The sequence below is a fragment of the Silvanigrella aquatica genome (genome assembly GCF_001907975.1).
GTDB lineage: Bacteria > Bdellovibrionota_B > Oligoflexia > Silvanigrellales > Silvanigrellaceae > Silvanigrella > Silvanigrella aquatica.
The window spans coordinates 1,513,024-1,535,953 of sequence record NZ_CP017834.1 but is presented as its reverse complement, the minus strand read 5'-3'; the positions used below and the strand labels follow the sequence as shown (position 1 = coordinate 1,535,953).

21 protein-coding genes are annotated in these 22,930 nt (G+C 33.9%); 12 read left to right on the top strand and 9 right to left on the bottom strand.

Annotated features, from left to right (window positions below; all coding sequences use genetic code 11):
• The 3 genes from AXG55_RS06375 (at nt 1) to aqpZ (ending at nt 2,483) form a co-directional block, all read left to right on the top strand.
• Nucleotides 1–711: a DAHP synthetase I family protein gene (locus AXG55_RS06375; RefSeq protein WP_148697297.1), complete on the top strand. Its 711-nt coding sequence runs from the start codon at nt 1–3 to the stop codon at nt 709–711.
• Complete coding sequence (kdsA, locus tag AXG55_RS06370; RefSeq protein ID WP_148697296.1) at nt 711–1,544, top strand: 3-deoxy-8-phosphooctulonate synthase; 834 nt, start codon at nt 711–713, stop codon at nt 1,542–1,544. The genes AXG55_RS06375 and kdsA overlap by 1 nt, the downstream gene beginning before the upstream one ends.
• A gap of 150 nt (nt 1,545–1,694) precedes the next feature.
• Nucleotides 1,695–2,483, top strand: a complete 789-nt coding sequence (aqpZ, locus tag AXG55_RS06365; RefSeq protein ID WP_233231420.1) for an aquaporin Z — start codon at nt 1,695–1,697, stop codon at nt 2,481–2,483.
• A gap of 18 nt (nt 2,484–2,501) precedes the next feature.
• On the opposite strand, the gene AXG55_RS06360 is transcribed toward aqpZ, so the two are convergent.
• The 5 genes from AXG55_RS06360 to AXG55_RS06340 form a co-directional block, all read right to left on the bottom strand.
• Nucleotides 2,502–4,136, bottom strand: a complete 1,635-nt coding sequence (locus AXG55_RS06360; RefSeq protein ID WP_148697295.1) for an SGNH/GDSL hydrolase family protein — start codon at nt 4,134–4,136, stop codon at nt 2,502–2,504.
• Between the two features lie 418 nt (nt 4,137–4,554).
• On the bottom strand, nt 4,555–5,046 hold the full coding sequence (locus AXG55_RS06355; RefSeq protein WP_148697294.1) for a hypothetical protein: 492 nt from the start codon (nt 5,044–5,046) through the stop codon (nt 4,555–4,557).
• Between the two features lie 232 nt (nt 5,047–5,278).
• A complete protein-coding gene (locus AXG55_RS06350) occupies nt 5,279–6,037 on the bottom strand; it encodes an amino acid ABC transporter ATP-binding protein (protein ID WP_148697293.1) in 759 nt (252 codons plus the stop codon).
• Nucleotides 6,038–6,054: 17 nt separating this feature from the next.
• Nucleotides 6,055–6,843 (bottom strand): amino acid ABC transporter permease, encoded by a 789-nt coding sequence (locus tag AXG55_RS06345; protein WP_148697292.1) that lies wholly within the window; start codon nt 6,841–6,843, stop codon nt 6,055–6,057.
• 64 nt (nt 6,844–6,907) lie between these two features.
• The gene (locus AXG55_RS06340) at nt 6,908–7,765 is read right to left on the bottom strand and encodes a transporter substrate-binding domain-containing protein (RefSeq protein WP_148697291.1); all 858 of its coding nucleotides are present in this window, start codon (nt 7,763–7,765) and stop codon (nt 6,908–6,910) included.
• Between the two features lie 250 nt (nt 7,766–8,015).
• Here AXG55_RS06340 and AXG55_RS06335 point away from each other — a divergent pair, with 250 nt between their 5' ends.
• The 3 genes from AXG55_RS06335 (at nt 8,016) to AXG55_RS06325 (ending at nt 10,095) form a co-directional block, all read left to right on the top strand.
• Nucleotides 8,016–8,699 (top strand): hypothetical protein, encoded by a 684-nt coding sequence (locus tag AXG55_RS06335; RefSeq protein WP_148697290.1) that lies wholly within the window; start codon nt 8,016–8,018, stop codon nt 8,697–8,699.
• Nucleotides 8,700–8,704: 5 nt separating this feature from the next.
• Nucleotides 8,705–9,298 (top strand): hypothetical protein, encoded by a 594-nt coding sequence (locus tag AXG55_RS06330; protein WP_148697289.1) that lies wholly within the window; start codon nt 8,705–8,707, stop codon nt 9,296–9,298.
• Nucleotides 9,299–9,492: 194 nt separating this feature from the next.
• Nucleotides 9,493–10,095, top strand: a complete 603-nt coding sequence (locus AXG55_RS06325) for a hypothetical protein (RefSeq protein ID WP_148697288.1) — start codon at nt 9,493–9,495, stop codon at nt 10,093–10,095.
• Between the two features lie 29 nt (nt 10,096–10,124).
• Here the strand turns inward: AXG55_RS06325 and AXG55_RS06320 are convergent, their stop codons facing one another.
• The 4 genes from AXG55_RS06320 to AXG55_RS06305 are packed head-to-tail and all read right to left on the bottom strand — an operon-like array spanning nt 10,125 to nt 14,463.
• A complete protein-coding gene (locus AXG55_RS06320; RefSeq protein WP_148697287.1) occupies nt 10,125–10,595 on the bottom strand; it encodes a hypothetical protein in 471 nt (156 codons plus the stop codon).
• Nucleotides 10,596–10,598: 3 nt separating this feature from the next.
• Nucleotides 10,599–12,797 carry a hypothetical protein gene (locus AXG55_RS06315; protein WP_148697286.1) on the bottom strand — a complete coding sequence of 733 codons (2,199 nt, stop codon included), beginning with the start codon at nt 12,795–12,797 and terminating at the stop codon, nt 10,599–10,601.
• Nucleotides 12,798–12,820: 23 nt separating this feature from the next.
• Nucleotides 12,821–13,501 (bottom strand): 3'-5' exonuclease, encoded by a 681-nt coding sequence (locus AXG55_RS06310; RefSeq protein ID WP_148697285.1) that lies wholly within the window; start codon nt 13,499–13,501, stop codon nt 12,821–12,823.
• Between the two features lie 29 nt (nt 13,502–13,530).
• Nucleotides 13,531–14,463: a LysR family transcriptional regulator gene (locus tag AXG55_RS06305; protein ID WP_148697284.1), complete on the bottom strand. Its 933-nt coding sequence runs from the start codon at nt 14,461–14,463 to the stop codon at nt 13,531–13,533.
• Between the two features lie 101 nt (nt 14,464–14,564).
• Between AXG55_RS06305 and AXG55_RS06300 the strand changes: the two genes are divergently transcribed.
• From AXG55_RS06300 to radA, 6 genes are all read left to right on the top strand, one after another.
• Nucleotides 14,565–16,289 carry an NFACT RNA binding domain-containing protein gene (locus tag AXG55_RS06300; protein ID WP_148697283.1) on the top strand — a complete coding sequence of 575 codons (1,725 nt, stop codon included), beginning with the start codon at nt 14,565–14,567 and terminating at the stop codon, nt 16,287–16,289.
• Nucleotides 16,286–17,470 carry a glycosyltransferase gene (locus AXG55_RS06295; RefSeq protein ID WP_148697282.1) on the top strand — a complete coding sequence of 395 codons (1,185 nt, stop codon included), beginning with the start codon at nt 16,286–16,288 and terminating at the stop codon, nt 17,468–17,470. Before AXG55_RS06300 ends, AXG55_RS06295 begins: the two co-directional genes overlap by 4 nt.
• Nucleotides 17,467–18,831 carry an undecaprenyl-phosphate glucose phosphotransferase gene (locus AXG55_RS06290; protein ID WP_148697281.1) on the top strand — a complete coding sequence of 455 codons (1,365 nt, stop codon included), beginning with the start codon at nt 17,467–17,469 and terminating at the stop codon, nt 18,829–18,831. Before AXG55_RS06295 ends, AXG55_RS06290 begins: the two co-directional genes overlap by 4 nt.
• An 83-nt stretch (nt 18,832–18,914) precedes the next feature.
• Entirely contained in the window at nt 18,915–20,069 is a 1,155-nt protein-coding gene (locus AXG55_RS06285; protein WP_148697280.1) for a FapA family protein, read from the top strand.
• 18 nt (nt 20,070–20,087) lie between these two features.
• Complete coding sequence (locus AXG55_RS06280) at nt 20,088–21,503, top strand: class I SAM-dependent RNA methyltransferase (RefSeq protein ID WP_148697279.1); 1,416 nt, start codon at nt 20,088–20,090, stop codon at nt 21,501–21,503.
• A 21-nt stretch (nt 21,504–21,524) separates the two neighbouring features.
• Nucleotides 21,525–22,910: a DNA repair protein RadA gene (radA, locus tag AXG55_RS06275; protein ID WP_148697278.1), complete on the top strand. Its 1,386-nt coding sequence runs from the start codon at nt 21,525–21,527 to the stop codon at nt 22,908–22,910.
• Nucleotides 22,911–22,930: the final 20 nt, after the last annotated feature.

The following is a 22,930-nucleotide window of genomic DNA, read 5'->3' as shown; positions in this document are numbered from 1 at the left end:
ATGTCATTTTTTTCGCGTTACAAGAATTTTCTACTTGAAATTCATGAACATGGACAAGATCAAAGCAATCCCCAAACTGAAAATGTTTTTCCCGTTTATAATTTTGCAGAATGGAAACTGACATCTGACCATGATTCTTCAGATTTAAACGTGCTTAAAAGAAATGAAAAATTATTAAAACAAACTCAAGCCAGCCGTGAGCAGCCCTTTGGAGTCATTGTCAGCTCTCCTGCAGAAATTGAACTTGCCGCACAGTACTCTGATTTTCTTTATATTCCAGGAGAAATTTGTCGCCAAAGCGATATTTTGGAATGCTCTGCAAAAACCCAATTGCCTCTGTTCATTGAAAGAGGAAACTTTTTAGCTCCTACGGATATTTCTCGCATCATCGAAAAAATAGGAGCTAAACACACCATTGCTTTAGTTGATTGCGGTACGTCCAATGGCTATTCCGATGCCCTTCTTGACCCCCGTGTCATGGCCTACATGCAAAATTTAGCTGTTCCCTTTGGTGTTCATTTAAGTGAGCTTCTCTCTCCTGAAGGATGCACTTATGCGCACAGACCCCATTGGCTTTTAAATCACGATTTTATTCAAGCTTTTATTAAGACTGCCCATGTTTTTGATGCTTCTTTTTTTGTTATTAAAAATTATGGAAAAGGGCAAATTCAAAAAAATCAAGTTCTTCAATGTATGGCAAGGAATATATAATGTCTCTCAATCATTTATTCCCTGGAAATTGGGATGGTAAAATAGCAAATAATATTACTCTTTCTAGAAAAAGTCCTATTATTATTGCAGGACCTTGTATGCTAGAATCGTTGTCTTTAGGTCTTGAAGTAGGGTCTTTTTTAAAAGCAAAATGCGCTGAATTAAATCTTCCTTATGTCTTTAAAAGCAGCTACGATAAAGCCAACCGGACGAGCGTAAAGAGCGTACGAGGCCCTGGACTCCATGCCGGATTAGAATGGCTGCAGCACATTCGACAGGAACTGAACGTTCCCGTTCTCACCGACGTGCACTCCAGCGCACAAGCCTTAGAAGCAGGCAAATATGTTGATATTATTCAAATTCCTGCATTTCTTTGCAAACAACGAGAACTTCTTGTAGCTGCCGCATCCACTGGAAAAGTCTTGCAAATTAAAAAAGGGCAGTGGGCAACTTCTGAAGAAATGATAGAAATTGCAAATTTTTTACAAAAATGCGGAAATCCTAAAGTGATACTCGTAGAAAGAGGATCTTGCTTTGGCTACAATAATCTCGTTGTCGACTTCCGTAACCTTGTTGAAATGAATAAAGAAGGACATGCCGTTATTTTTGATGCCACCCATGCCGTACAACTTCCTGGTGCTGCCGGAGGAAAATCCTCAGGCCTTCGTCATATGGTTCATCCTTTAACTCGTGCTGCCTTGGCCGTGGGTGTGGAAGGAATTTTTATGGAAGTGCATTCAAACCCAGAAGCTGCTTTATCTGACGCCGACACGCAATTATCAATGGATTTAGCAGAAAAAATTCTTGTAGATATTGCTAATATGACAAAATAATTTTTAATTTAAAATTTTATAATCTGACAACAAAAAACCAACTCATATTTTCTTGAAGATCTCACTTCACTTGATTATGCTTAATTTATAAAAATAATTAACGTAACTTTTTTAATGATAACTTTTAAAAAAATGATGAGGCCAATTTATATGAAATTCATCTTCGATATAAGAAAAATGATTGCCGAATTTATTGGAACATTTTGGCTTGTATTGGGTGGTTGTGGAAGCGCTGTCTTAGCGGCAGGATTTCCTAATTTGGGGATTGGCTTTGTCGGTGTTTCCTTTGCATTTGGTCTCACCGTATTGACGATGGCATTTAGTTTAGGATCGGTATCTGGTTGTCATTTGAATCCTGCTGTTTCCTTAGGACTTGCCGTGTCAGGACGATTCCGCTGGCTCGAATTGCCTTCTTATGTCCTATCGCAAGTTGTGGGAGCCATAGTTGCTAGTGCTATTTTATATATTATTGTTTCTGGAAAGGCTGATTTTACAAGCATTGGTGGCTTTGCAAGCAACGGTTATGGTGACCACTCACCAGGGGGGTTTTCTCCTATTTCTTGCTTTATTTGTGAAGTTGTTATGACAGCTATTTTTTTATTTGTCATTTTAGGTTCGACTGATCCAAAATCTCCGGGCTCATTAGCACCTATTTCTATAGGATTATGTCTGACTTTAATACATTTGATAAGCATTCCTGTCACAAATACTTCGGTAAACCCTGCGCGCAGCACAGGACCCGCTTTATTTGCGGGAGATTGGGCAACGGATCAGCTTTGGATGTTTTGGCTTGCCCCCTTAATGGGAGCCGCCTTAGGTGCTTTACTCTATAATTATCTTTATCAAATCAAACTTAAAATGCCCGTGAAGCCGGGCATACCACCTAAACCTAATACACCTCAAACACCACCAGCAAAACCGACTCCGCCAAAAGCATAAAAAAAGAATTTTTAATTATTATTTCTTTAAATTACTAATACAGTAGTTCATATATTTAGGCATATCTATTTTTTCAACATTGACTAAACCGACTTCCCCTAATTTCTTTTCAAAGGCATACCCAATCCAGCATTGAGCATAGGAAGTAGGATGAGGAGAATTCCAAAAAATAGCCAATTTATTTCTATCACCATTTTTATCTACGCAATTATTATTATCAATTGCAAATTGAACTGTTTCAGGACCAATTTTTGTAAAGGCCGCCTTAAAATACCCGCCTCTATAACAAAGATCTTGTAAATATTTATCATTATTTCCCGGTATTAAATATTTCGTATTTATTTGATCAAATCCATAATTAAAATAAGATTTATCATCAAAGCTTTCATTATTCATAATGCGACTAAAATAATCATCTATATCAATTGTCTGTATATTTATTGTATTACCGAGTTGATCTTGTAATAATTTTAAAGAGGAACGCAAATAAAAATTATGCTTATTTATCAGCTCAGTCAGCTTAGACGAAAATTCGTTTTTATTTTTGTGATCGTCAGAATATTTATTATAATTAGATTCATACACCACAGGACTCTTGCCAATATCTGGTAAATTCATAACAACAAATTGTTTGGCGCCACTATTATGAAGTATTTTAATTTGATCAATAATATTATTTACTGTTCTTTTATAAACATAATTAGCATGTCCAACTTCATCAGGATTTTCAAAAAATTCAATTCCAGATTTTTGGTTTTCAAATTTTTCAAGATAATCATTGGCTCCAATCCATATGACAAATAAAGTCTCATCCGAATTTGAAATTTTTGTATTTTTAGTTTCGTAAGAATCACTGGTCAGATAATTTGTTAGATATTTATCAATGTATTGCTTTGAATTTCCTGTAATTATATTTCTAATTCCAGTAATATACTTATTAGGAAGCCCTTCAAGAAAGTAATCATTTGAACCTTCGGTTTTAGAGCCACCTACGGCAAAATTTAAAATGGGCAAATGCGTTCTATCTGTAAAGTAATCATTCCAAACCATTCCATCGGCAAAACGTCCATGCCAAAAGGGATAGTATGGAAATATTTTTGTCCAACGTTTTAAATTTCCGTTATCAGAAAGACTATCACCAAAAATCACAACTTTTTTAATTTTTGTTTGTGTCGACTGTCCTTTTAAAAATTGTATGGGATATTCGTAACCATCAAATGAGGATGTAGAAGCCTTAAACTCATAAAGTTTATAGGTACTTTTTGATGGAGAAAGAAATGTTCCTTTTTTTATTGCTAATTTGCAGCGGTTTTCAATATCTGCATAACTCAAATTTTCCTCTACAAAAAAACCGTCTATAATTTTTCCAGTTAATATTGTTTTTCTTGCTAAAACAGAATCAGAATCGACGGACCAATAATAATTTATTTTTGCTCCCATTGTCAAAATATTTGTACTAGGAAGCATAAGAGAAGGACTATCACTGGTTGCATTATTATTTGTATCATAATAATAGCAAGCAATATTATAATCTGCTTTTACAAACTTTGTATCAAATTGATCTTCTTCTTGCGCATGTGCTAAATTTACTGTTGTTACCGCCGTAAACATAAGTAATGAAGTATTCAAAATAAATGACGACGTTTTTAGCATAGAACCTCCATGAAAAAAATATTTAAATTGTTTCTAATTAATTATAATAAGTTTACTAGACAGTCAAATAATTATTTATTATTTTTAATTAATTATAATTAATTAAAATATTTATAATCTGAATCAAAAATAAAATTCAGATTATAACTTGTTATAATATTTTATAAAAAAAACTAATTATTATTCCTCTAAAATAACTCTTAATTTGTAAAATTTTAATTATTTTTCTAACAATTTAAATTTAAAAAAAATAAAATATTTGTAAAGCTTTTGAATATTAAAATTTAAAAATTTTCTGGAATAAATTCAAAAAATAATCAGAATTGTCAAATATTTGACGATATAGAAATTAAAATTTTCTTATAAAAAAAACTCCATAAAAATCATCATGGAGTAACCCCGTCAGTAAAAATAAATTTTAATAAAAATAAATTTGATAAGCAGTTCTATTGCAATATAATGATAACCCTGAATTATCTATGATAATATCAATAACTTCATTGCGTTTATTATTTAATGCACTATTTACAGTTGAATTTAACCATGTAGGACTGCCCGAATTTATTTTTGAAGTTGAAGATTCAACTTTTTTACAATTTCCATTATTAAAATTTGCTGAAATACTTAAATCAGTCGAATAGGGTCCTATATTAAATGGGAGTTTATAAATTCTAAAGGAAGCATGCTCAATTTGAATTCCGACCAATCTATTTTCTTCATTTAATTCGAAAGCACCAGATAAACCAATAGGATAGGCGGGATCAACAGCACCCACATTAAATTTTTCTATTAATTTTTCTATTATTTTATTAAGATGAGTATTATTAACAACTGTATTTAAATTATAAGATTTCGCAAATACCGAACTAGAGAACATAGAAACCATGAGCACAAGATGCTTTAACTTCATAATATATTCCTTTTTTTAATTGCGACAGGGCAGTAATAAAGTAACATTTTATATTAAAATATCAACAAATAAAGTAAGGATTTTATAAAATAATATTTTGTTAATTAATTATAAAATGAATATAATTATAAAAAATGATTCATTGAATTTTTTTAAAAAAGATAAATCAAAATCACAAAAAAAAGCATGAACTTAGAAAAGTTTCATGCTTTTTTTCTAAAAACGATTTACTTTAAGTTTGATGAGTGATGCGTTTTAAAAATGTCTGGAGACGCTCTGTTTTAGGAGCGGCAAACATCTCTTTTGTGTTACCTTGCTCTACAATAAGACCACTCTCCAAAAACATGGTTCTATGCGAAACTTTTTGTGCAAAATAAAGTTCATGAGTCACTACAATCATGGTCATACCTGTTCTGGCAATATCAACCAAAATATCAACAACTTCATCAACAAGCTCAGGATCGAGTGCACTCGTGGGCTCATCACATAATAAAACTTTAGGATTGATAGCAAGAGCTCTTGCAATGGCAACACGTTGCTGCTGCCCACCAGACAAACCCCTTGGGTATTTGTCCATATGTGCAGAAAGTCCTACACGTTTGAGTAAATCTGTAGCCATTTGTGTAGATTCTTCTTTTGATTTCCCAAGAACCAATTGTGGCCCCAAAGCCACATTTTCTTTTGCCGTCATATGAGGAAAAAGTTCGAAACGCTGGAAGATCATACCCGTATTACGGCGGATCATATGAAGAGATTGTTTAGAGTCGCGATAATTGATACCGCAGACTTCAACATTACCGGAAGTAATCGTTTCAAGTGCATTTATAGTACGCAAGCAAGTACTTTTCCCACTTCCCGAAGGACCAATGAGCGCAACCACCTCACCTTGTTTCACTTCAAAATTGATGCCTTTTAGAACGTGATGTTCTTTTTCTTTTGAGTAAAATATTTTATTGACATTTTTAAGACTAACAACAACATCTTGAGACATAATAATAAAATTCCAAATTAATGTTTAAGACTTACGCTTAATTTCTTTTCAAGGTAACGCCCCACAGAGCTCACAATGGTATTTACGACAAAGTAAAGCAAAGCGATAAAAAACCAAATTTCAAAGCTACGGAAGGTCACAGTCACAGCATTTTGCGCTTCTTTTGTTAATTCGGGAATAGCGACAACGGAGAGTAAGGAACTGTCCTTAATAAGGGAGACAAACTGTCCAATAAGAGGAGGCAGCATGGTCCGAAGAGCTTGTGGCGCAATCACTTTACGGGCAATTTGAAAAGGGCTTAAACCCAAAGCTTTTGCTGCATCAATTTGACCTTTTTCAAAATTTGCGATGGTTCCTCTAAATATTTCAGCAACATAAGCGGAACAAAATAAGCTCATAGTTAAAACGCCAGCCACAGCTCCGGAAAGGTTAAATGCTGTACCTACTATAAAGTAAGCAACGTAAAGTTGCACAAGAACAGGCGTATTTCTAAAGATATCTACATAAAATAAAGCGGCAAACTTAGCGATTTTTTCTTGTGTTGTCAGTAGCATCCCAAAAATGATGCCTAGGATTGTACCAAAAATGATGCCTTCAAAACTCATTTTAATCGTGATCCAAAGCCCCTTTAAAAACAAGCCGGGACCACCACCATCAGTGGAGGGTAACCATATATAGGGACCCAATAAAGAAAAATCCCAACTATAATCGAGCTGATAAAAACTACGCACAATTATGGCAAGAATAACTGCAATTACGAAAAAAGACAGAAAGGAGTAGTATAAGGGTAATTTTTTATCTGGCATCGCGTTTCTTATTTCCAAGCAGAGGATTTGTGAACAAAAATTGAGTTAAAACAACACGCAGTGATTATTTATCCAGCAAAGCAATCCATTCTTGGCTATCAAAATAATACTTCATGGCCTTATCATAGCCTCCCTCTTTTTTCCAACTCTCTAAAAAAGAATTAAAGCTTTTGGCCAACTCTTGATCTTTTTTGCGCATAGCAACACCAAAGTGGTCACCATTAAATCCTTCAGGAACAATGTAAATTTTGCCAGGGTTATTTAAAGCGGCGAGTTTAACATAAGGGGTGTCATAAATAAAAGCATTTGAGCGCCCTCCTAAAACAGCATTCACCGTGTCCGCGTCGGCATCAAAACGCATGATTTGCGCCTTTGCTAGGGCTTTGGTGTCTTGAAGATAGAGATCAGGGGCGGAACCCGTTTTTACTGCGATTTTAAGTCCAACTTTATTGAAGTCGCTCAATGATTTAAAATTACTACGATTTTCAGAGTTATCCTTCATGGCAACGAGAAACTTGTTGCTATAATAAGCATCGCTAAAAGTAACTGCTTTTTCACGCTCTTTTGTTTTTGCCATAGAAGACGCAATCATGTCGCATTTGCCAGTCAAAAGAGAGGGTATAATACCATCCCACTTTGTATCAATCATTTGTAACTTAAGTCCCATAGACTTGGCATAAGCTTCCATCATCTCGGGGTCAAAGCCAATCCATTTGCCAGAGGCTGTTTTCATTTCGAGAGGCAAATAGCCCGATTCAGAACAAACTTTTAAAACGCCTTCCTTTTTTATAGTATCAAGAGTCGATTTCTCAGCTGCGACAGATTTTGAAAAATATGCGATTGTTGACAATGCACTTAGGGATAACATTAAAAATGTGCGGCGCGCTGTGAGCCTTAGCCCAGGAGAAGTCGAGCTCGTCATAGGTAGATACCTTTCGTAAATTATTCAGAACACGAAAAAAGCAAAGCACCACTTATCATAGAAAACATCATGGGGCAAATCTATTTAGTAAAAGAAATTCTCAACTCTGTAGCAAAAATCAACATTTTTTAGATATTTTATAAGGCAATTGTTTCTTAATGCCGATTTGCCGTCGGCAATTATTGGCCATAGTGCAAGCATCAAATTACAGGATAATAAAAATATCTCGTAATATAGGGAGAGCTCCTGTATGATTATATTAAGAATACTCTGCCTTTTAAGCTTCATCATACTGAATAGCTGCTCAACTTTTTTAACTCCTAGCTCCAAAAGAGCCAATGATGCTAATGAACAAAGGAAATCATCTGGATTCCTAGATAGTTTTTTTCCCGATGATTATAATGATGAACAAAACACAAATCAAAACAAAGAAAACAATCGCCCTTCTCTCGCGCAAGGAACAATAAGTAGTCAAAATAAAAGAAATAATTATACAAACTATACCCCTGGATTGTCAGCTCTAAACCCCAATATGTTTTCTTTAATTCATATTGACGGAAATACTTGGCGCACTTCAGCACACCCCGCAATGGTTTTTGGAATCATGTCGCGCATTCTCTCCCAAAACTATATTATCCACGCGATGGATAGAAAAAATATGAATTTACAAACGGATTGGGATAAATTTTTTATCGATGGAAGACTCTTTCGTAACAGAATTAATATTATGGTTTTTCCTGTAAATCCTAAACAAACAGAAGTTGTTTTAAAAAATATTGTGGAATACTATACTGGTAGCTCAAATAATAAAATTGAGGAAAACTCAGCTTGGTTACCCAGTCCCGATATCACCGATGAAATCAATAAACTTATCGATAATACAAATCGCCAAACAGCCATTGCACAAAGCCAAATGATTATGAGATCGAATTAATTTTTATGATTAAACTCATCTTAACAAAAATAATTTTTATATTCTTATTTTCTGTATATTCCACTAAATTTATTTATGCTGTTGAAATTACTTTAAATGGAAATTATGCAAATAGTTATACTTCGAGCTATCAATATACTAAAATAACTTACGGTCTCGACATTAGTATTCCCTTAGGAAACTATTTTGAGTTTAATTTTGGTGAAACAATTTCAGATGAACAATACACATATAATGATGAATATAAAAATTATTTAATTAGTAAAGGAAATACTCTGCCCGCAGGTAAATTAACTCAATCGTACAAGTCAACTGATAATTATGGAAATTTAAGTTTAGGTATATTTAGTTATAATATAAGTCCATCAATATATGGTGGTATTGTTGACAGAGATTCATATTTTAAAGATTATTATGGACAAGAAACAAACGATTACGGTTATATCACCTGGAATGCAGGCGCCGCTTTGTCAATACATGTAGGAAGACATTTTGCAATTAAAGTAACATATCGCATTTCTCCTTCAGGAGTAAACTCCCCATCAGGAACAACGTATTATGATCAATCCTACACAGGCGGATTGACTTTAAGATTTTAGATCAGTAAAAAAATTATTGTTTTTTACTGATTTTTTTCTTTGAGAATAATATCAAAAATGAATTTTAAATACAAATTAATAAAAAAATAATTTCGTTGACAAAATAAAATTTTATTAATATGCGTCACACATTCTTTAGATTTATAACTAGATTATAAATCAATTTAAAAATTTTTAATTGAAAGGATTTCATCTTGATATTTATAAAAAAAATGATCTCAATTGTCGCACTCGCGTTTCCATTTTATGCCACCGCCAATGAGACTGATAACCTTAAAAAAATAAGGTTAATTGAAGAAACATGTAAGAATGTTGAATATTATAAAAATGAAGGAATAAAAATTAAAAATAATATTGAAAATAATATGGATAAATTACTCTCATTTTCAATGTCAAGTGAGTATTTATATTTGAGTGAATATGATCAAAAAATATATCAAAATATTTATCACAATTTAGAAACACTTTATAACTATAAAAGAATAAACGATAAATTTACAGAAATCTTACATGCATGTGAAAAAAAAGCAAATGGCGATATAAATCCTATCGCATTTTTAAAGCTAAATAGCGAATTATTTTCCATAGTCAAATCAATGCAAGAAAGAAATGATAAAATTTTTAATAAAAATTATATTTTCACTGGAAGCGGAGATGATTTTTATAAAGTTTATATTAAAAGAAAAAATGGTATTGTAATTGATAAAACTGGTTTAATAGAAATTAATTGTAATATTTCTACATTATATAATTCTATGAACAGTTCTTTGGCAAAACTAACAGAAAAAATTAATTAATATTTTATACATAAGCAAGTCTATTTCTCTCAAAACTTACAAAATCTTAAGCTATCTTGCGCTTCAACAATCATTTCAAAAATAAATAGGCGATGCTTCCACAGGGAAAGTAATTTTTTTGCCGATAGAAAAACTTCTAATTCATTGTGAATATAATTATATTCATCATCAAATTCTGACTTTTCTAAAAATTCACTAGAAGATAAATGGCGCTGCGGAAAACAACGTTCCATTATTTTTACAATTCCCGACCATTTTGCAATTAACTCTGTGCATTCTGAAACATGGGTATGAATTTCATTTCGCCCCTGATCGCATAAAAAGTTACGTATATCTTTTGCAGAAAGTGCAATAGGAGATTCAGTTTTAATTTGAATTAAAAGATCATCTAAATGAAATGCTTTTGATAATGTTGATTTTTCACGGCGCCCTACAAACTGCGTACTGCGGTGATGAAAAGAAACACCATGAATTTTATAGCGATTTGAAAACGTGCGCATGGATTAACGAAGCCTACTTTCCAAATAACGGATCATAGGAGAATCAGAAGACTCTCCTTGACTTTTAAGACGTGAAATTTCTTCAAGAATTTTTTTCCGCCAACCTGAGTCCAGAACACCTTGCGCTGCCAAAACATCCATGGAAGAACGATAGGCGCGCTCATCTTGCTCTTTCTGAAGATCTTTATCGCTTTCCTCTTCATCTTGTAAAGATAAAATTGCCTTTTCAACATTTTCTTGAGCAACTTGAGTAGCGTGCGTTTTATCTGAAGATTTATTTTCTTCAACATAACTATGCGCCTTTTTTGTTGCATTTTTAGCATCGTTTAGAGCTTCATTGAACTCTCCACCAAATTGAGGTGTTTTATCAAGAGACTCTTTTGCTTTAGAAAATTGCAAAAGAGTCTCTATTTTATTTGCTGCTAATTTTGAATTTTCTAAAGCATTGTCCGCATTTTGCAACTGAATGCGTGCCTCTTGAATAGCTCTTTGTCGTGCCTGTTGCATAATTTGCATAGCAAATCCGAGATGATTATTAGCCTCATCAACTGCTAATTGAATATCTTGTTGTGCCTCAGATAACTTCTTCTGTTGAAGATGCTTTGCTGTTTCATGTATTTCTTGCGGTGTTTTATCAGTTTTTAATACTTTATCAATTATGAGCTTTTCGTTTTTTGATAAGGGAAATGTTTCATTTTTAGACATTTCAAATAAATGATCTTTCAATTGTTGAGCAAGTTCTGTGAGTTCATTTGCATCGGAAATAAGATTCATCACATTGGTTTCGCTTTTATTTAATGTCACAATATTATTTTTAAGACTTTGCAATCGCACTAAAAAATTACCGGCTTCATTTATTTTTTGCTGTCTTTTTAATATATTTAAAGTAGACTGAATTTTTCCCAATGCGGAATTATAATATTGATCATTTTTAAATGACATATTTTCAATATAATTCATAGATTCAATAATATTTCTTTTAATAACTCCTGACTTACTCAATTGACTTGCAAGTTTTACGGCTTGCGACAGTGATTCCTGTAATTTATTATTTTGCTCAACTGTTACTTTTTTTAATGATTTAAGTTCTTTCATTGCAGATTCAAGATTTTTAATCAACTCCTGACGAACCTGCACAGGAGTTTTAACAGGGAAAACAAGTTCTTTAGATTCGCCAACAAGACTCGACAAAACCGTTTTAGCAACCGCTTTAACATAAAGCACATCTTCTGAGACAAATGGAATTCCTGTTGTCACTAAATCAATATCAGATGATTTAAATTGAAATTCTGCTGAATTTGCAAATTCTGCTAAGGTCTTCTCAAAATGATAACCGGATTGTGTTCTAACAGACAACTCAACTAAAGTTAAAGGAACAGCAGAGGAAACATCAACAGTAAAGTTAATTTTACCTACAACGACATCTTTATCCGAATAGTCTGCAGCAAGAGTTTCTAATTTGACTGTAGGATCTGCAGTGTGAGAAATATGAATAACACCTGAAAATTTCTTATCCTGTTTCGATAAAACAAACTCAATATTTTTAGAATTTTTATTCATATTATGTTCGTTTTCTTTCTCTTCAAATTGTTCATACAATGATGCTACTGAAGAAGACCATACTCCAGAAGAAATATTGTATGAAAAACTTTTCTCCACTCCAGATGATTTATTTTCTTTTAATAGAATTTTCCAAGAATCTTCACTTTTTAAATTTTCAATTCTAAATTCAAGATAAGAAGAGGTATCAACACTGACATCAATTTTGCTTTCATTCAAATACAAATACATAGGATTTAAATTTGAAAAAGATGGATATTCAATTTTTAATATAGGTTTTGATACTTTTAAATAATCTGACACTTCATTATAAGTTGTAACAAAATCATTCCACAAAAAATAAGTAAATACAAACCCAAATGAAACAATTACAGCACAGGCTCGATATTTTAAATTTTTTTCAAAATAATTCTCTGGAAAAACCAATCCTGTTGCTTTTAAATTTAATTGAATACGTTCCTTAGGCATTTTTTTTAATAGTAAAAAACCTCTTATTAATGAAACTTCTATCCATTTTAAAAATAAAAGCCCTATAGGAAATGCCAACCAAGCTAAATTAGGATTTAAAATCCTATATACTAAGATATAGAAAATAATTAAAATAAATATTGAGAATAAAAAAAAATAAATTTTTTTTTGCACGCGTTCCTATTCCTAATACCATGTTATCCTGGCATTTCCTCACGATAAGGAGCAAGATCTGAAATAATCTTTAATTCAGGATTTTCATCTAGCATACACCAAAAAACTCCTGCTGTAACCAAAATATCACCAATAGAGCGGTGACGAGACTCAAAGGTCAAACCATAATGTTGCGCTAGTGCGTCAAGATTTCGTCTTTCAATTTTCACTAATGCTCTTGCCATTTTTAAAGAACAAAAAACAGTATAATCACAAGAAATTCCTAAACGATTTGATTCATGAAATAGCATTCCTAAATCAAATTCAGCGTTATGAGCCAAACCGACACAGCCTCTTAAAAAATCGTGAAATTGAGGAAGAATTGTTTGAAAATCGGGTTTCCCTTCCAACATGGCGTTGTCAATACCCGTAATTCTCGTGATTTCTTCAGAAACAGGGATGCCAGGATGAATTAAATGCGAGAAACGTTCAATTTCTTTTCGATTCTGATATTTTATGGCACCAATTTCAATAATGCGAGAACGACGCGTATCAAGACCCGTCGTTTCAAAGTCAAATATTACAATTGGTACATCTTTAAGCAATTCGTTTCCATGAAATCGCGATCCACTCAAACCACCCATAATTGCAACAGGGGAAGCGACAAATTTATCTTTTCTAGAAAGAATGAAATGAAAAATGCTGTTTTGAAATGGAGATACCATGAAATTATTTATTCCCTCATTTAGTTTCTTTAATTATAGATCTTAAGCAAAACATTTATAAATTCTGCTGCTGCAGGTGCTAATTCGCGCTCTGAAGAGGAACAAATTAAAATAGAGCGCTCCATTTTTAATCCCTGTACTTTTAATACATTTATATTTTTTTCATTGCGCAAAGAATGAGAACTGACGACACTCAAACCAATATTTTTCTCCACCATTTTTATCATACTTTGCGTCGATCTTAATGTCATTACAGTTCTAAAACGAATTCCTAATCTTCTGAATTCCATTTCAATAATATCATGAATTGCACTGCCGCTTTCAAATAAAATCATAGGCTGTCTATTGATATGAATAGGTAACAAAGATTTTCCTTGTTTTTCAAGAGACATTGACATTTGCACTAAAGGATTTTCAGGTGCAGAAATAATTTCTAATGTATCGAGAATTTCACCATGAACTTTTAATCCAATTAAAGGATCTTCATTAGGTGCCACAAAAGGATTTCGCGTAATTAATCCAACATCAACAGAACCATCATGCAAAGCTTCAATAACCGTTGCAGAATCCTTTTCATGCAGCGTAAATTGTATTTGCGGGTGTTTTTTTCGGAATTCCGAAATGGCATCGGGAAAGACTCCGGCTACGGCTGTCGCTCCCCCACCTAAATGGACAAATCCTTCACGCAATTCGAGATGATTACGAACGGTCGTATGCAACTGATTCATCCGTTTTAAAATATCAACAGAAATTCCATAAACAAGCTTGCCCATAGACGTGAGTCGAACACCACGCGCCGTTCTTGTTAACAAAGCACAACCTAAGCCTTCTTCCAAAAGTTTTAAGCGTGCCGAAAGAGCAGGTTGCGTAATATGCAACTTGTTCACAGCCGCTGAAAGTGAGCCTTCTTGAACCACCGTCACAAAAGCTTGCAACCTATAAATATCTTGTAACTCTTGCACCCTTTACTCCCTAATATGAGAATAGACACACCCGGAACAATACTGTAAGCATAAATGTCGTCAACCTTGTATAGACGAAAGAAAATGACAGGAAGAAAACTGTGAAAGAATCAGCCTTACATACTAATAAAACACAAGAAATCAGATCGAATATAGCACAGCTGGCAATATGGACACGGAAATTTTCCGCGCCTTTACACCGCTGCATCAATGCAAGTTTGCAAAAAATTACAGCATCTGAACATGGTCAACTTATTTTGTCTGTGTATAAACCAGGCGATGATAAAAGTACGGTTTTACTCAGCATGAAAAAAGGTGAAAGTGGAATTTCCACAGCACACCTCAAGCCACTTCCCTTAAAACAACCTAATTCTATTGTGCAAATTGCGCGTAAGTACGTTCAGGGAAGAAAAATCACGGCGGCTTATGCCACGATGTCACCAATTACCATTGTTCTTGAATTTGGGGAAGCTAGTCTTAAACTAGAAAATTATGATGAAATAAATCAAGGACCAAATTGCTTAATTTTAGATTTAGATGCAAAACCGCCACGCATTGTTCTCGCAAAAAAATTTGATAAAATTCCTACGCGCTATATCACAGATTGTGGAAATCACTTTTCCAATGGGGAAGCCTTTTTTGAAAGCTGGTGCGAATGGAGCGAAGAAAATACAAAAACAAAAAAAAGAGCATGTTTTTTATATCCCTTTATTTCTTACTGCCCCATGCCTATATTGGAAATAAGTGAAAAAAATAATGCAGTTATCAAAGAAAACTTTGTTCCAAAAAGAGAAGAGCAGCTTGAAGTTGACAAACTGCCAACCCGCTCACAAGTGCTGACTGTCACGAGAGCACTAGAAATTCTGCCAACCCACATTCGCAGAAGTGCACGTACAAAACTCCAATTTTTATCACGACGCATAGTAAAACAAAAAGCAGACATGCCCGATCAAACTGAAATTTTAAGGTTACAAAAACAAAGTGAAGGTCTAAAAACAAATTTATACCTTTGGCCTGCTGGCTCGCTTATTTGGTATGTACCCCCTCAATTTATTCAAGAGTTTGGCATGCCCGCCTTCTATAATTTAAAAAAAGGTGAAAAGCCTGGTGATATTCTTAATAAAATACATCATGAAATAGATGTTTTAAAGCGTCGTAAAAATGAACTGACCTCGCGCATTGCCGAAAGTATTCAAGCTGAAATTGATTTTCAATTGCTCATTGCAAATAGTGCAGAAGAGTTAAAAATATTTATTGATAAATATACAGAAGAACATTTTCATCAGAAAAGTGATGCGCAAAAATTTGCAAAATATATTCTCGATCTCATTTTAATAAAGGAAGATCTCCCTTCCCTATCTAAACTTTGTCATTCCCTTGATATTTCTATAACGGAAACAAAACAAGAACAAAAATTAAGAGAAGAGAAAGAAGGACGCTTGCCTTTTCGCATTTATTTTGCATCCACGGGTGAATTTATTCGCGTTGCTAAATCTGCTGAAGATGGGGATAAAATGATCAAAATGATGCCCTCAAATCACACCTGGGTTCACGTTCTCACGGGAGAAGGAAGTCACGTCTGGCTGGAAAAACCCAAGGGAGGAAAAAAACCTTCTATTCAGGCTCTAAGAGAAGCCTCTATTTTAGCAGTGCATCATTCTAAGCATGGCCGCGCTCAAAGTGCAGAAATACAAATTGCCACTCGTGCCGACATAGAAAAGAAAAAAAATCTGGCACCAGGTAAAGTTATTGTGCGAAGATGTGAAACTATGTTAATTAAATATGAACAAAATGAACTTCAAAAATTAACTGCAGGTAACCCGTGAATCACGTTGAAAAAGAATTTTTTAATTCTCATATAAAACATTTAAAAGTTGCTATTGTGCATGATTGGATGTTCTCTCGCAGAGGTGGTGAACGTGTATTAGAACAAATATTAAATTTATTCCCCCAGTCCGATTTTTATTATTTGTTTGGCAACCCCAAAAAAGTTCTTAAATTAGAAAATAATCATAATTTTTATGGGTCTTTTTTATCTAAAGTACCAGGAATTGAGAAATTATATAAGCTTTTTTTACCTTTGCTGCCTACCGCTATAGAAAGTTTTGATTTATCAAATTACGATCTCATTATTTCAAGTAGCAGTTGTGTTGCCAAAGGAATTATCCCTCCACCCTTAGGCATTCATGTTTCTTATATTCATAGTCCTATGCGTTACGCATGGGATCAAGAACATCGTTACTTTACAAAAAAGCCACTTTTGTCGAGACCTATTGAAATTATAAGAAGATTTTTATTAAACCGACTCAGAATTTGGGATGTCACTTCCGCCATTCGTATTGATAAAATGATTGCAAATAGTTCTTTTGTTGCGAGAAGGTGTTCTCTTTATTATGGTAAAAATCCTGAAGTGATTCACCCGCCCGTTAATATCAAATACTTTAATAATAATTTAAATCCTCATTTAAACACAACTTCTATTCGTAAAGTATTACTATTTGGAGCATGGGTTCCTTATAAAAAAATGTTTGAAAGTTTAAAATTATTAGTTGAGAATAATATCCCTGTTATTGCAGCGGGGCAAGGCGCTGATTTAGAAAAAGCTTATGCCGAATTTCATAAGCAAGTTGAATTTTATATTAATCCCAATGATGAAGAAATTCCTGAAATTTATAAAAAAGCACATACGCTCTTGTTTCCAGCCATTGAAGATTTTGGCATAGTTCCCTTAGAGGCAACAGCAGCAGGATTGTGGGTTGTAGCTCCTAATAAAGGTGGAACCAAAGAAACCGTTGTCAATCAAGTCACAGGTTTTACCTTCGAAGAAAACTCACATCAGGACATGCTCTCAGCCGTAAAAAAATCACTCAACCGTGAAATTAATCCCCAAGATAGGCTTAATATGCTGGAACATGTAGAGAAATTTTCAACAGAAGTCTTCTTACAAAAATTTTCAATGGCTGTACTCGAATCTCTTCAAAACAAACAAAGGACTGATCACATATGATTCTGAGCCGTCATTCAGATACTTTAAATATTTTTAGAGCTGTTACCGATATAAGCTGTATTGTTCTGGCGTGGATCATTGCCTTCATTTTTAGATTTAATATAGAAATTGTTGCTGTCACACGAGGGCAAGACACGCTTTACAATTATTTAAGACTATTACCCTTACTTATTCTAAGTTATCTTTTTATTTTTTTATCCTCGGGTATTTATAAAAAAACCTTAGAAAAAAGAAGGATTTGGGAAGAAAATTTTCAACTTCTTAAAAATCATACTATATCTTTTTTTATATTTGTCACTCTTTCTTATTTTATATATGAACATCGCTATAGCCGTGTTACTTTAATTATATTCTTTTTTATAACTCCTTTTTTACTTTCATTTGGAAGAAGTCTAGTAAGAAAAGTTAATCGCTTTTATCTCAAACTCAAAAAGACGAAAAAGAAGGTCATCATTATTGGTACAGGCCCTAGCTCGAAAAGACTTGCGAAATCAATTCAAGATCATGCTGATTGGAATTTGCAATTGCTCTCTTGCCATTCTTTTTCCGAAATGAATGCCGTTGATATGTATTTAAAAAGCAGCAATGTAGATCTTGTATTTGTTGTTCCAAGCGCCAATGAAACTGCATCTGTGAATGATATATATATGCATTTAGACAAAAACTTATCTGATATTTTACTCATTCCTTATTTAGGTGAAAAAATATTTTTTGAACCTAATCCCATTCGATTTGAGGGCATTACCGCATTGGCATTAAATTCCTCGGGATTACAACATTATGGATTATTTTTAAAACGTCTTTTTGATATTTTATTCTCTACCACATTTATTATTTTATTTTCACCTATTTATTTCATTTGTGCCTTGATGGTTAAATTAAGTAGCCCTGGTCCTATATTTTTTAAACAAGAACGAATGGGTCTTGATGGCAAAAAATTTAATTGTATTAAATTCCGTGGAATGTATGTAAATGCAGAAGAAAAAAGCGGTCCCGTTTGGGCAAAAGCAAATGATGATCGCACTACGCGCATAGGAAAATGGTTACGCAAAACCAGTCTCGATGAAATTCCACAATTTTTTAACGTATTAAAAGGTGACATGAGCGTGGTAGGCCCTCGCCCTGAAAGACCCGTTTTTGTCGATAATTTTAAAGAGCAAATTCCTGGATATATGCTGCGTCATAAAGCAAAAGCAGGAATAACAGGTTGGGCACAAATTAATGGCTGGCGTGGGAATACGTCGCTCGAAAAACGCATTGAATGCGATTTATGGTACATTCAAAATTGGAACATATGGCTTGATTTTAAAATTGTGTTACTCACTCCCATTAAGGGACTCATTCATCCAAATGCTTATTAATTTCATTTCTTGGTATAAGTTTTAATTTCTGATAAGCTTATTACAAAACGCATTGTTTCCTTAATGCGCATTTGGAGTTAAAAATGAATTCCACACAGACCGCTCCACCAAATACAGCGCCATCACCTTCTGCAAAGAAATTATTTCAACTCAATGCAAAACCAGATGCAATGCAGGCTTCCATTCCTGCGCGAACACAAATATCTCCTGATATCGTAAAACTCTCCTATGAACAAATCTGTGAGTACTTAACGAAACTAGGCTATGCTGTAAAACCAACTCAAGAAGCCTATGAAGAATTAAAAAAATGCGCTGGATCAAATACAAAACAATTTGATTCCGAATTTATTTTATTAAAAGGGATTCCTTATTCTCCAGCAAAACCTGCTACAATTAAATGGTTAAATCCTCCGACAATGCCAAAGGATTTAATCCGTCCCAATGTTCCTTTTGGAATTATTAGGCAAGCCAGTGAAGCAGTACAAGCTAAAACAATTTTTGGTCAAGAAATTCCACATGTTCAAGAAAAACAAGAAAAAGAAGAAAAAAAAATTGTTACCATAACAACACATCCCAACTTTATCATCGATCAAAATGGTGAGATGAAATGTGAAAAAGGTGGACAAGCGTTAATTCTGCCCAATGGGAAAATTGATTTTGCCGATGTCTATACCGTGAAAGACGTACGCCCCGATCAAATCCAAAAAGTTACTTTTCCTTGCAGTGTCGTTGTCAAATGCGAACTGCAAGGAAACTTCACTTGGATCGTTGAAGGAGACTTGACCGTGGAACAGTTTTGGACAGCACAAGGAATCACAGTGCAAGGAAATGTAACTGCAAAAAGCGGAATTCAAACTAACAACTCCTCTGATGATTCCAAAGCCGTTCGCATTCAAGGAAACTTAGATGCAATTTTTATTCAATCAAGTTGTTTTATTGTTGAAGGTAACATAAAAGTTGAAAAAGGTATTCTTGCCTCTCGAATTACCACAAGCGGAAATTTAGAATGCTTAGGTGATCCAGGAAAAATTTCAGGCTCTGAAATAATTATGAATAAAGGAACTATTAATGCAAAAATTATTGGAAGCGAGAAAGACAAGCCTACTTATATTAAATATTTCGCCGAAGATAATGCGAATAATTCTACAGTAGCCACCCTAGCAGAAGGAACACGAATTCAAATTCGCAAAACGAATATTATTATTAAATTTGATCAACCATGGCCTCCTCCTAAATGATAGGTATAGTGTAATAAAATGCAGAAGTATCGTAACAGACAAAAGTCCTTCGCTCACAACAACTCTCAACAAAATACTCAAAAAAAATTTGATAAAGAAACTGTGACGGCATTTGCTTTATCCACAGATGGAAGAGCTATAGGCAGAAGCAATGATAATATTGTCGTATTTATTAAAGATTTACTCCCAGATGAAACTGCTAAAGTTGAAATAGTTTCTAAAAAATCTAACTATAAAAATGCCATCATTTCAAAAATTGAAACACCTTCTCCACATCGCGTTTCTCCTCCTTGTATTTATACAAGTCAATGCGGTGGTTGCCAATTACAGCATATTTCACAAAATATGCAAACAGAATTTAAAACAAAATGGTTTTTAGAAACTTTAAAAAGAATTGGTAAGTGGAATGATCGCTTCCTTAAAGAAGCAGAATCTCTTATTTCCATTATTTTTTTAAAGCGAGAATATTATAGAAGAAGAATTCGATTGCATTTTGATGGAAAAAACTTAGGATTTAAAGCTTCCAACTCAAATAATGTTACAAATATTGAACACTGCTTAATCACCTCCGAAAAAATAAACCAAAAAATAAAATTTGTTAAAGAGAATTTACTGAAATCATTTAAGGAAATTCAAGATAAAAAATTATCAAAACATATTGAATGTGAAATTGAAGTCACAGAAAGCGATGATGAAAAAGTCATTTTACATATCGCAAACTTTAATATGGATTCCCCAATTGAAAAAAATAACGTCATAAAAATGATTGAAAGAAATTTAGAAATTTCCAATGATCAAACAATTCATTTAAAACACCCTGAACTCCCACGCTTTAAAATTAAAAAACAAAGTTTTGTTCAGCCACATTTAGATTGTATAAAACTTTATTATCAGCATATTCAGGACAATATCGATCAATTTATTCAAAAATATTTTGCAAAATCTAATATTAAAATATTAGCTTGGGATTTATATTGTGGTGCCGGGGTGTTTACTTCACTCCCCTATTTTTCAGGCAAAAGAAACAATGTGGAAGTGGAATGTGTTGGTGTTGAAGGCATAAAAGAAGCTATTGATTCTCTCAATAGCAATCACAAAAATTTACCAATTCAAGGAATTGTAAAAGATGTTGAACAATTTATTGAAGAGCAATTCCAATTGAAACTTTCAAACCCCAATGAATTTAAGGGCGTGAACGTCGTTATTTTAGATCCTCCGCGAAGTGGTTGTGGCATTGCAATAATGCAAAAGATTGTTGAAATTTGTAATAAAAAAGCACTTATTACTTATTTAGCATGTGATCCCGCAAGTTTTGCAAGAGACACGCGCGTCCTTTTAGAAGGTGGATTTAAGTTAAAAAGCTTGTGTTTATTTGATTCTTTTGGCCATACCACGCATTATGAAGTCTTAGGCTGCTTTGAAAAAAGCAACTGAACAAAAAGGGAGCCTCACTTCATGAAAAACTCATTAAAGCAAATTTTTATCTGCACCTCATGCGGATCAGTACATCCCAAATGGTTAGGAAAATGCCCCGATTGCGATGCTTGGAATTCCATTCATGAAGAAACTGTGAGCAAATCCCAGCATCAAAACTACCAACAGGGGCAAAAAGCCGAGGTTGTCCCCTTACCTAAAATCCTTGAAAAAGAAGAAAAAAGAATTTTCTGTGGCGTCCCCGAACTCGATCGCGTTTTAGGAGGCGGCCTTGTCACAGGAAGTCTCGTTCTTTTGAGCGGTGACCCAGGTATTGGAAAATCAACTTTATTATTACAAGCTCTCAACGGATTAGCACAACGTGGATTTAAAGTTTTATATGCCAGCGGCGAAGAAAGCTGCACACAAATAAAATTACGTGCCGAAAGATTAGGCTCACTGAATATGAATATTTTAGTCACAAATGAAACGAATATTTTATCCATTTTAGAAGCCGCAAAACAAACACGCCCCCACGTTTTGGTAATCGACTCCATACAAACGGTTTATAATCCCGAATTACCTGGAAGTCCCGGCAACGTCAGTCAAATTCGCGAATGCGCCAACCTCATTATGCAAACAGCAAAAAGTCAAAATATTTCTACATTTGTTATTGGCCACGTTACAAAAGACGGAGCCATTGCGGGTCCTAAAGTTTTAGAACATTTGGTGGATACCGTCATGCACCTAGAAGGCGACACTTCCAGTGGCTATCGCATATTGCGTGCAAATAAAAATCGATTTGGTTCCACCGGAGAAATTGGTGTTTTTGCTATGCAGGGACATGGTCTCGTCGACATTCCCAATCCAAGCGCAGTATTTTTAGATGAAAATAAAAAGGATTGCGAAGGAGCTGCTATTTCGGTGAGCATGGAAGGAACACGCCCTATTTTAATTGAAGTTCAAGTTCTTGTTGGCAAGACATCTTTCGCTTCACCACGACGTCTCGCCACAGGTTTTGATACCAACCGCTTCACCATTCTATTAGCCGTTCTTGAAAAAAGGGCGGGTCTTTATTTATCTAATGTCGATGTCTACGCAAACGTAACAGGCGGTTTTAAAATTTATGAAACAGCAATTGATTTAGCAACAGCTGCGGCCGTGGCTTCTAGTTTATTTGGCAAACCTTTACCTTCTAAAACTGCGTTTTTTGGCGAAGTGGGACTCTCTGGCGAAGTCCGCATGGTGAGTCATGCTTTAACACGTATTCAAGAAGCTCAAAAATTAGGTTTTGAAAAAATATATATTCCCTTGCGCAATTATCAGATAGAAAAAGAACATATTATTAAATTAATTGAAAAACAAGAACGCCCTTTTTTCATTATTCCTATTGAAAATGTCAATGAAGTTGTGAGAATTGAACATTAAAAATTTTATTTTATAAAATT

Bases quoted from the DNA above. Each gene is read 5' to 3' on its own strand.
- AXG55_RS06360 (WP_148697295.1), bottom strand. From the start codon at position 4,136: ATGCTAAAAACGTCGTCATTTATTTTGAATACTTCATTACTTATGTTT.
- AXG55_RS06290 (WP_148697281.1), top strand. From the start codon at position 17,467: ATGATTCTGAGCCGTCATTCAGATACTTTAAATATTTTTAGAGCTGTT.
- aqpZ (WP_233231420.1), top strand. From the start codon at position 1,695: ATGAAATTCATCTTCGATATAAGAAAAATGATTGCCGAATTTATTGGA.
- AXG55_RS06375 (WP_148697297.1), top strand. From the start codon at position 1: ATGTCATTTTTTTCGCGTTACAAGAATTTTCTACTTGAAATTCATGAA.
- AXG55_RS06350 (WP_148697293.1), bottom strand. From the start codon at position 6,037: ATGTCTCAAGATGTTGTTGTTAGTCTTAAAAATGTCAATAAAATATTT.
- AXG55_RS06310 (WP_148697285.1), bottom strand. From the start codon at position 13,501: ATGGTATCTCCATTTCAAAACAGCATTTTTCATTTCATTCTTTCTAGA.
- AXG55_RS06285 (WP_148697280.1), top strand. From the start codon at position 18,915: ATGAATTCCACACAGACCGCTCCACCAAATACAGCGCCATCACCTTCT.
- AXG55_RS06330 (WP_148697289.1), top strand. From the start codon at position 8,705: ATGATTAAACTCATCTTAACAAAAATAATTTTTATATTCTTATTTTCT.
- AXG55_RS06335 (WP_148697290.1), top strand. From the start codon at position 8,016: ATGATTATATTAAGAATACTCTGCCTTTTAAGCTTCATCATACTGAAT.
- AXG55_RS06280 (WP_148697279.1), top strand. From the start codon at position 20,088: ATGCAGAAGTATCGTAACAGACAAAAGTCCTTCGCTCACAACAACTCT.
- AXG55_RS06345 (WP_148697292.1), bottom strand. From the start codon at position 6,843: ATGCCAGATAAAAAATTACCCTTATACTACTCCTTTCTGTCTTTTTTC.
- kdsA (WP_148697296.1), top strand. From the start codon at position 711: ATGTCTCTCAATCATTTATTCCCTGGAAATTGGGATGGTAAAATAGCA.
- AXG55_RS06320 (WP_148697287.1), bottom strand. From the start codon at position 10,595: ATGCGCACGTTTTCAAATCGCTATAAAATTCATGGTGTTTCTTTTCAT.
- AXG55_RS06355 (WP_148697294.1), bottom strand. From the start codon at position 5,046: ATGAAGTTAAAGCATCTTGTGCTCATGGTTTCTATGTTCTCTAGTTCG.
- AXG55_RS06340 (WP_148697291.1), bottom strand. From the start codon at position 7,765: ATGACGAGCTCGACTTCTCCTGGGCTAAGGCTCACAGCGCGCCGCACA.
- radA (WP_148697278.1), top strand. From the start codon at position 21,525: ATGAAAAACTCATTAAAGCAAATTTTTATCTGCACCTCATGCGGATCA.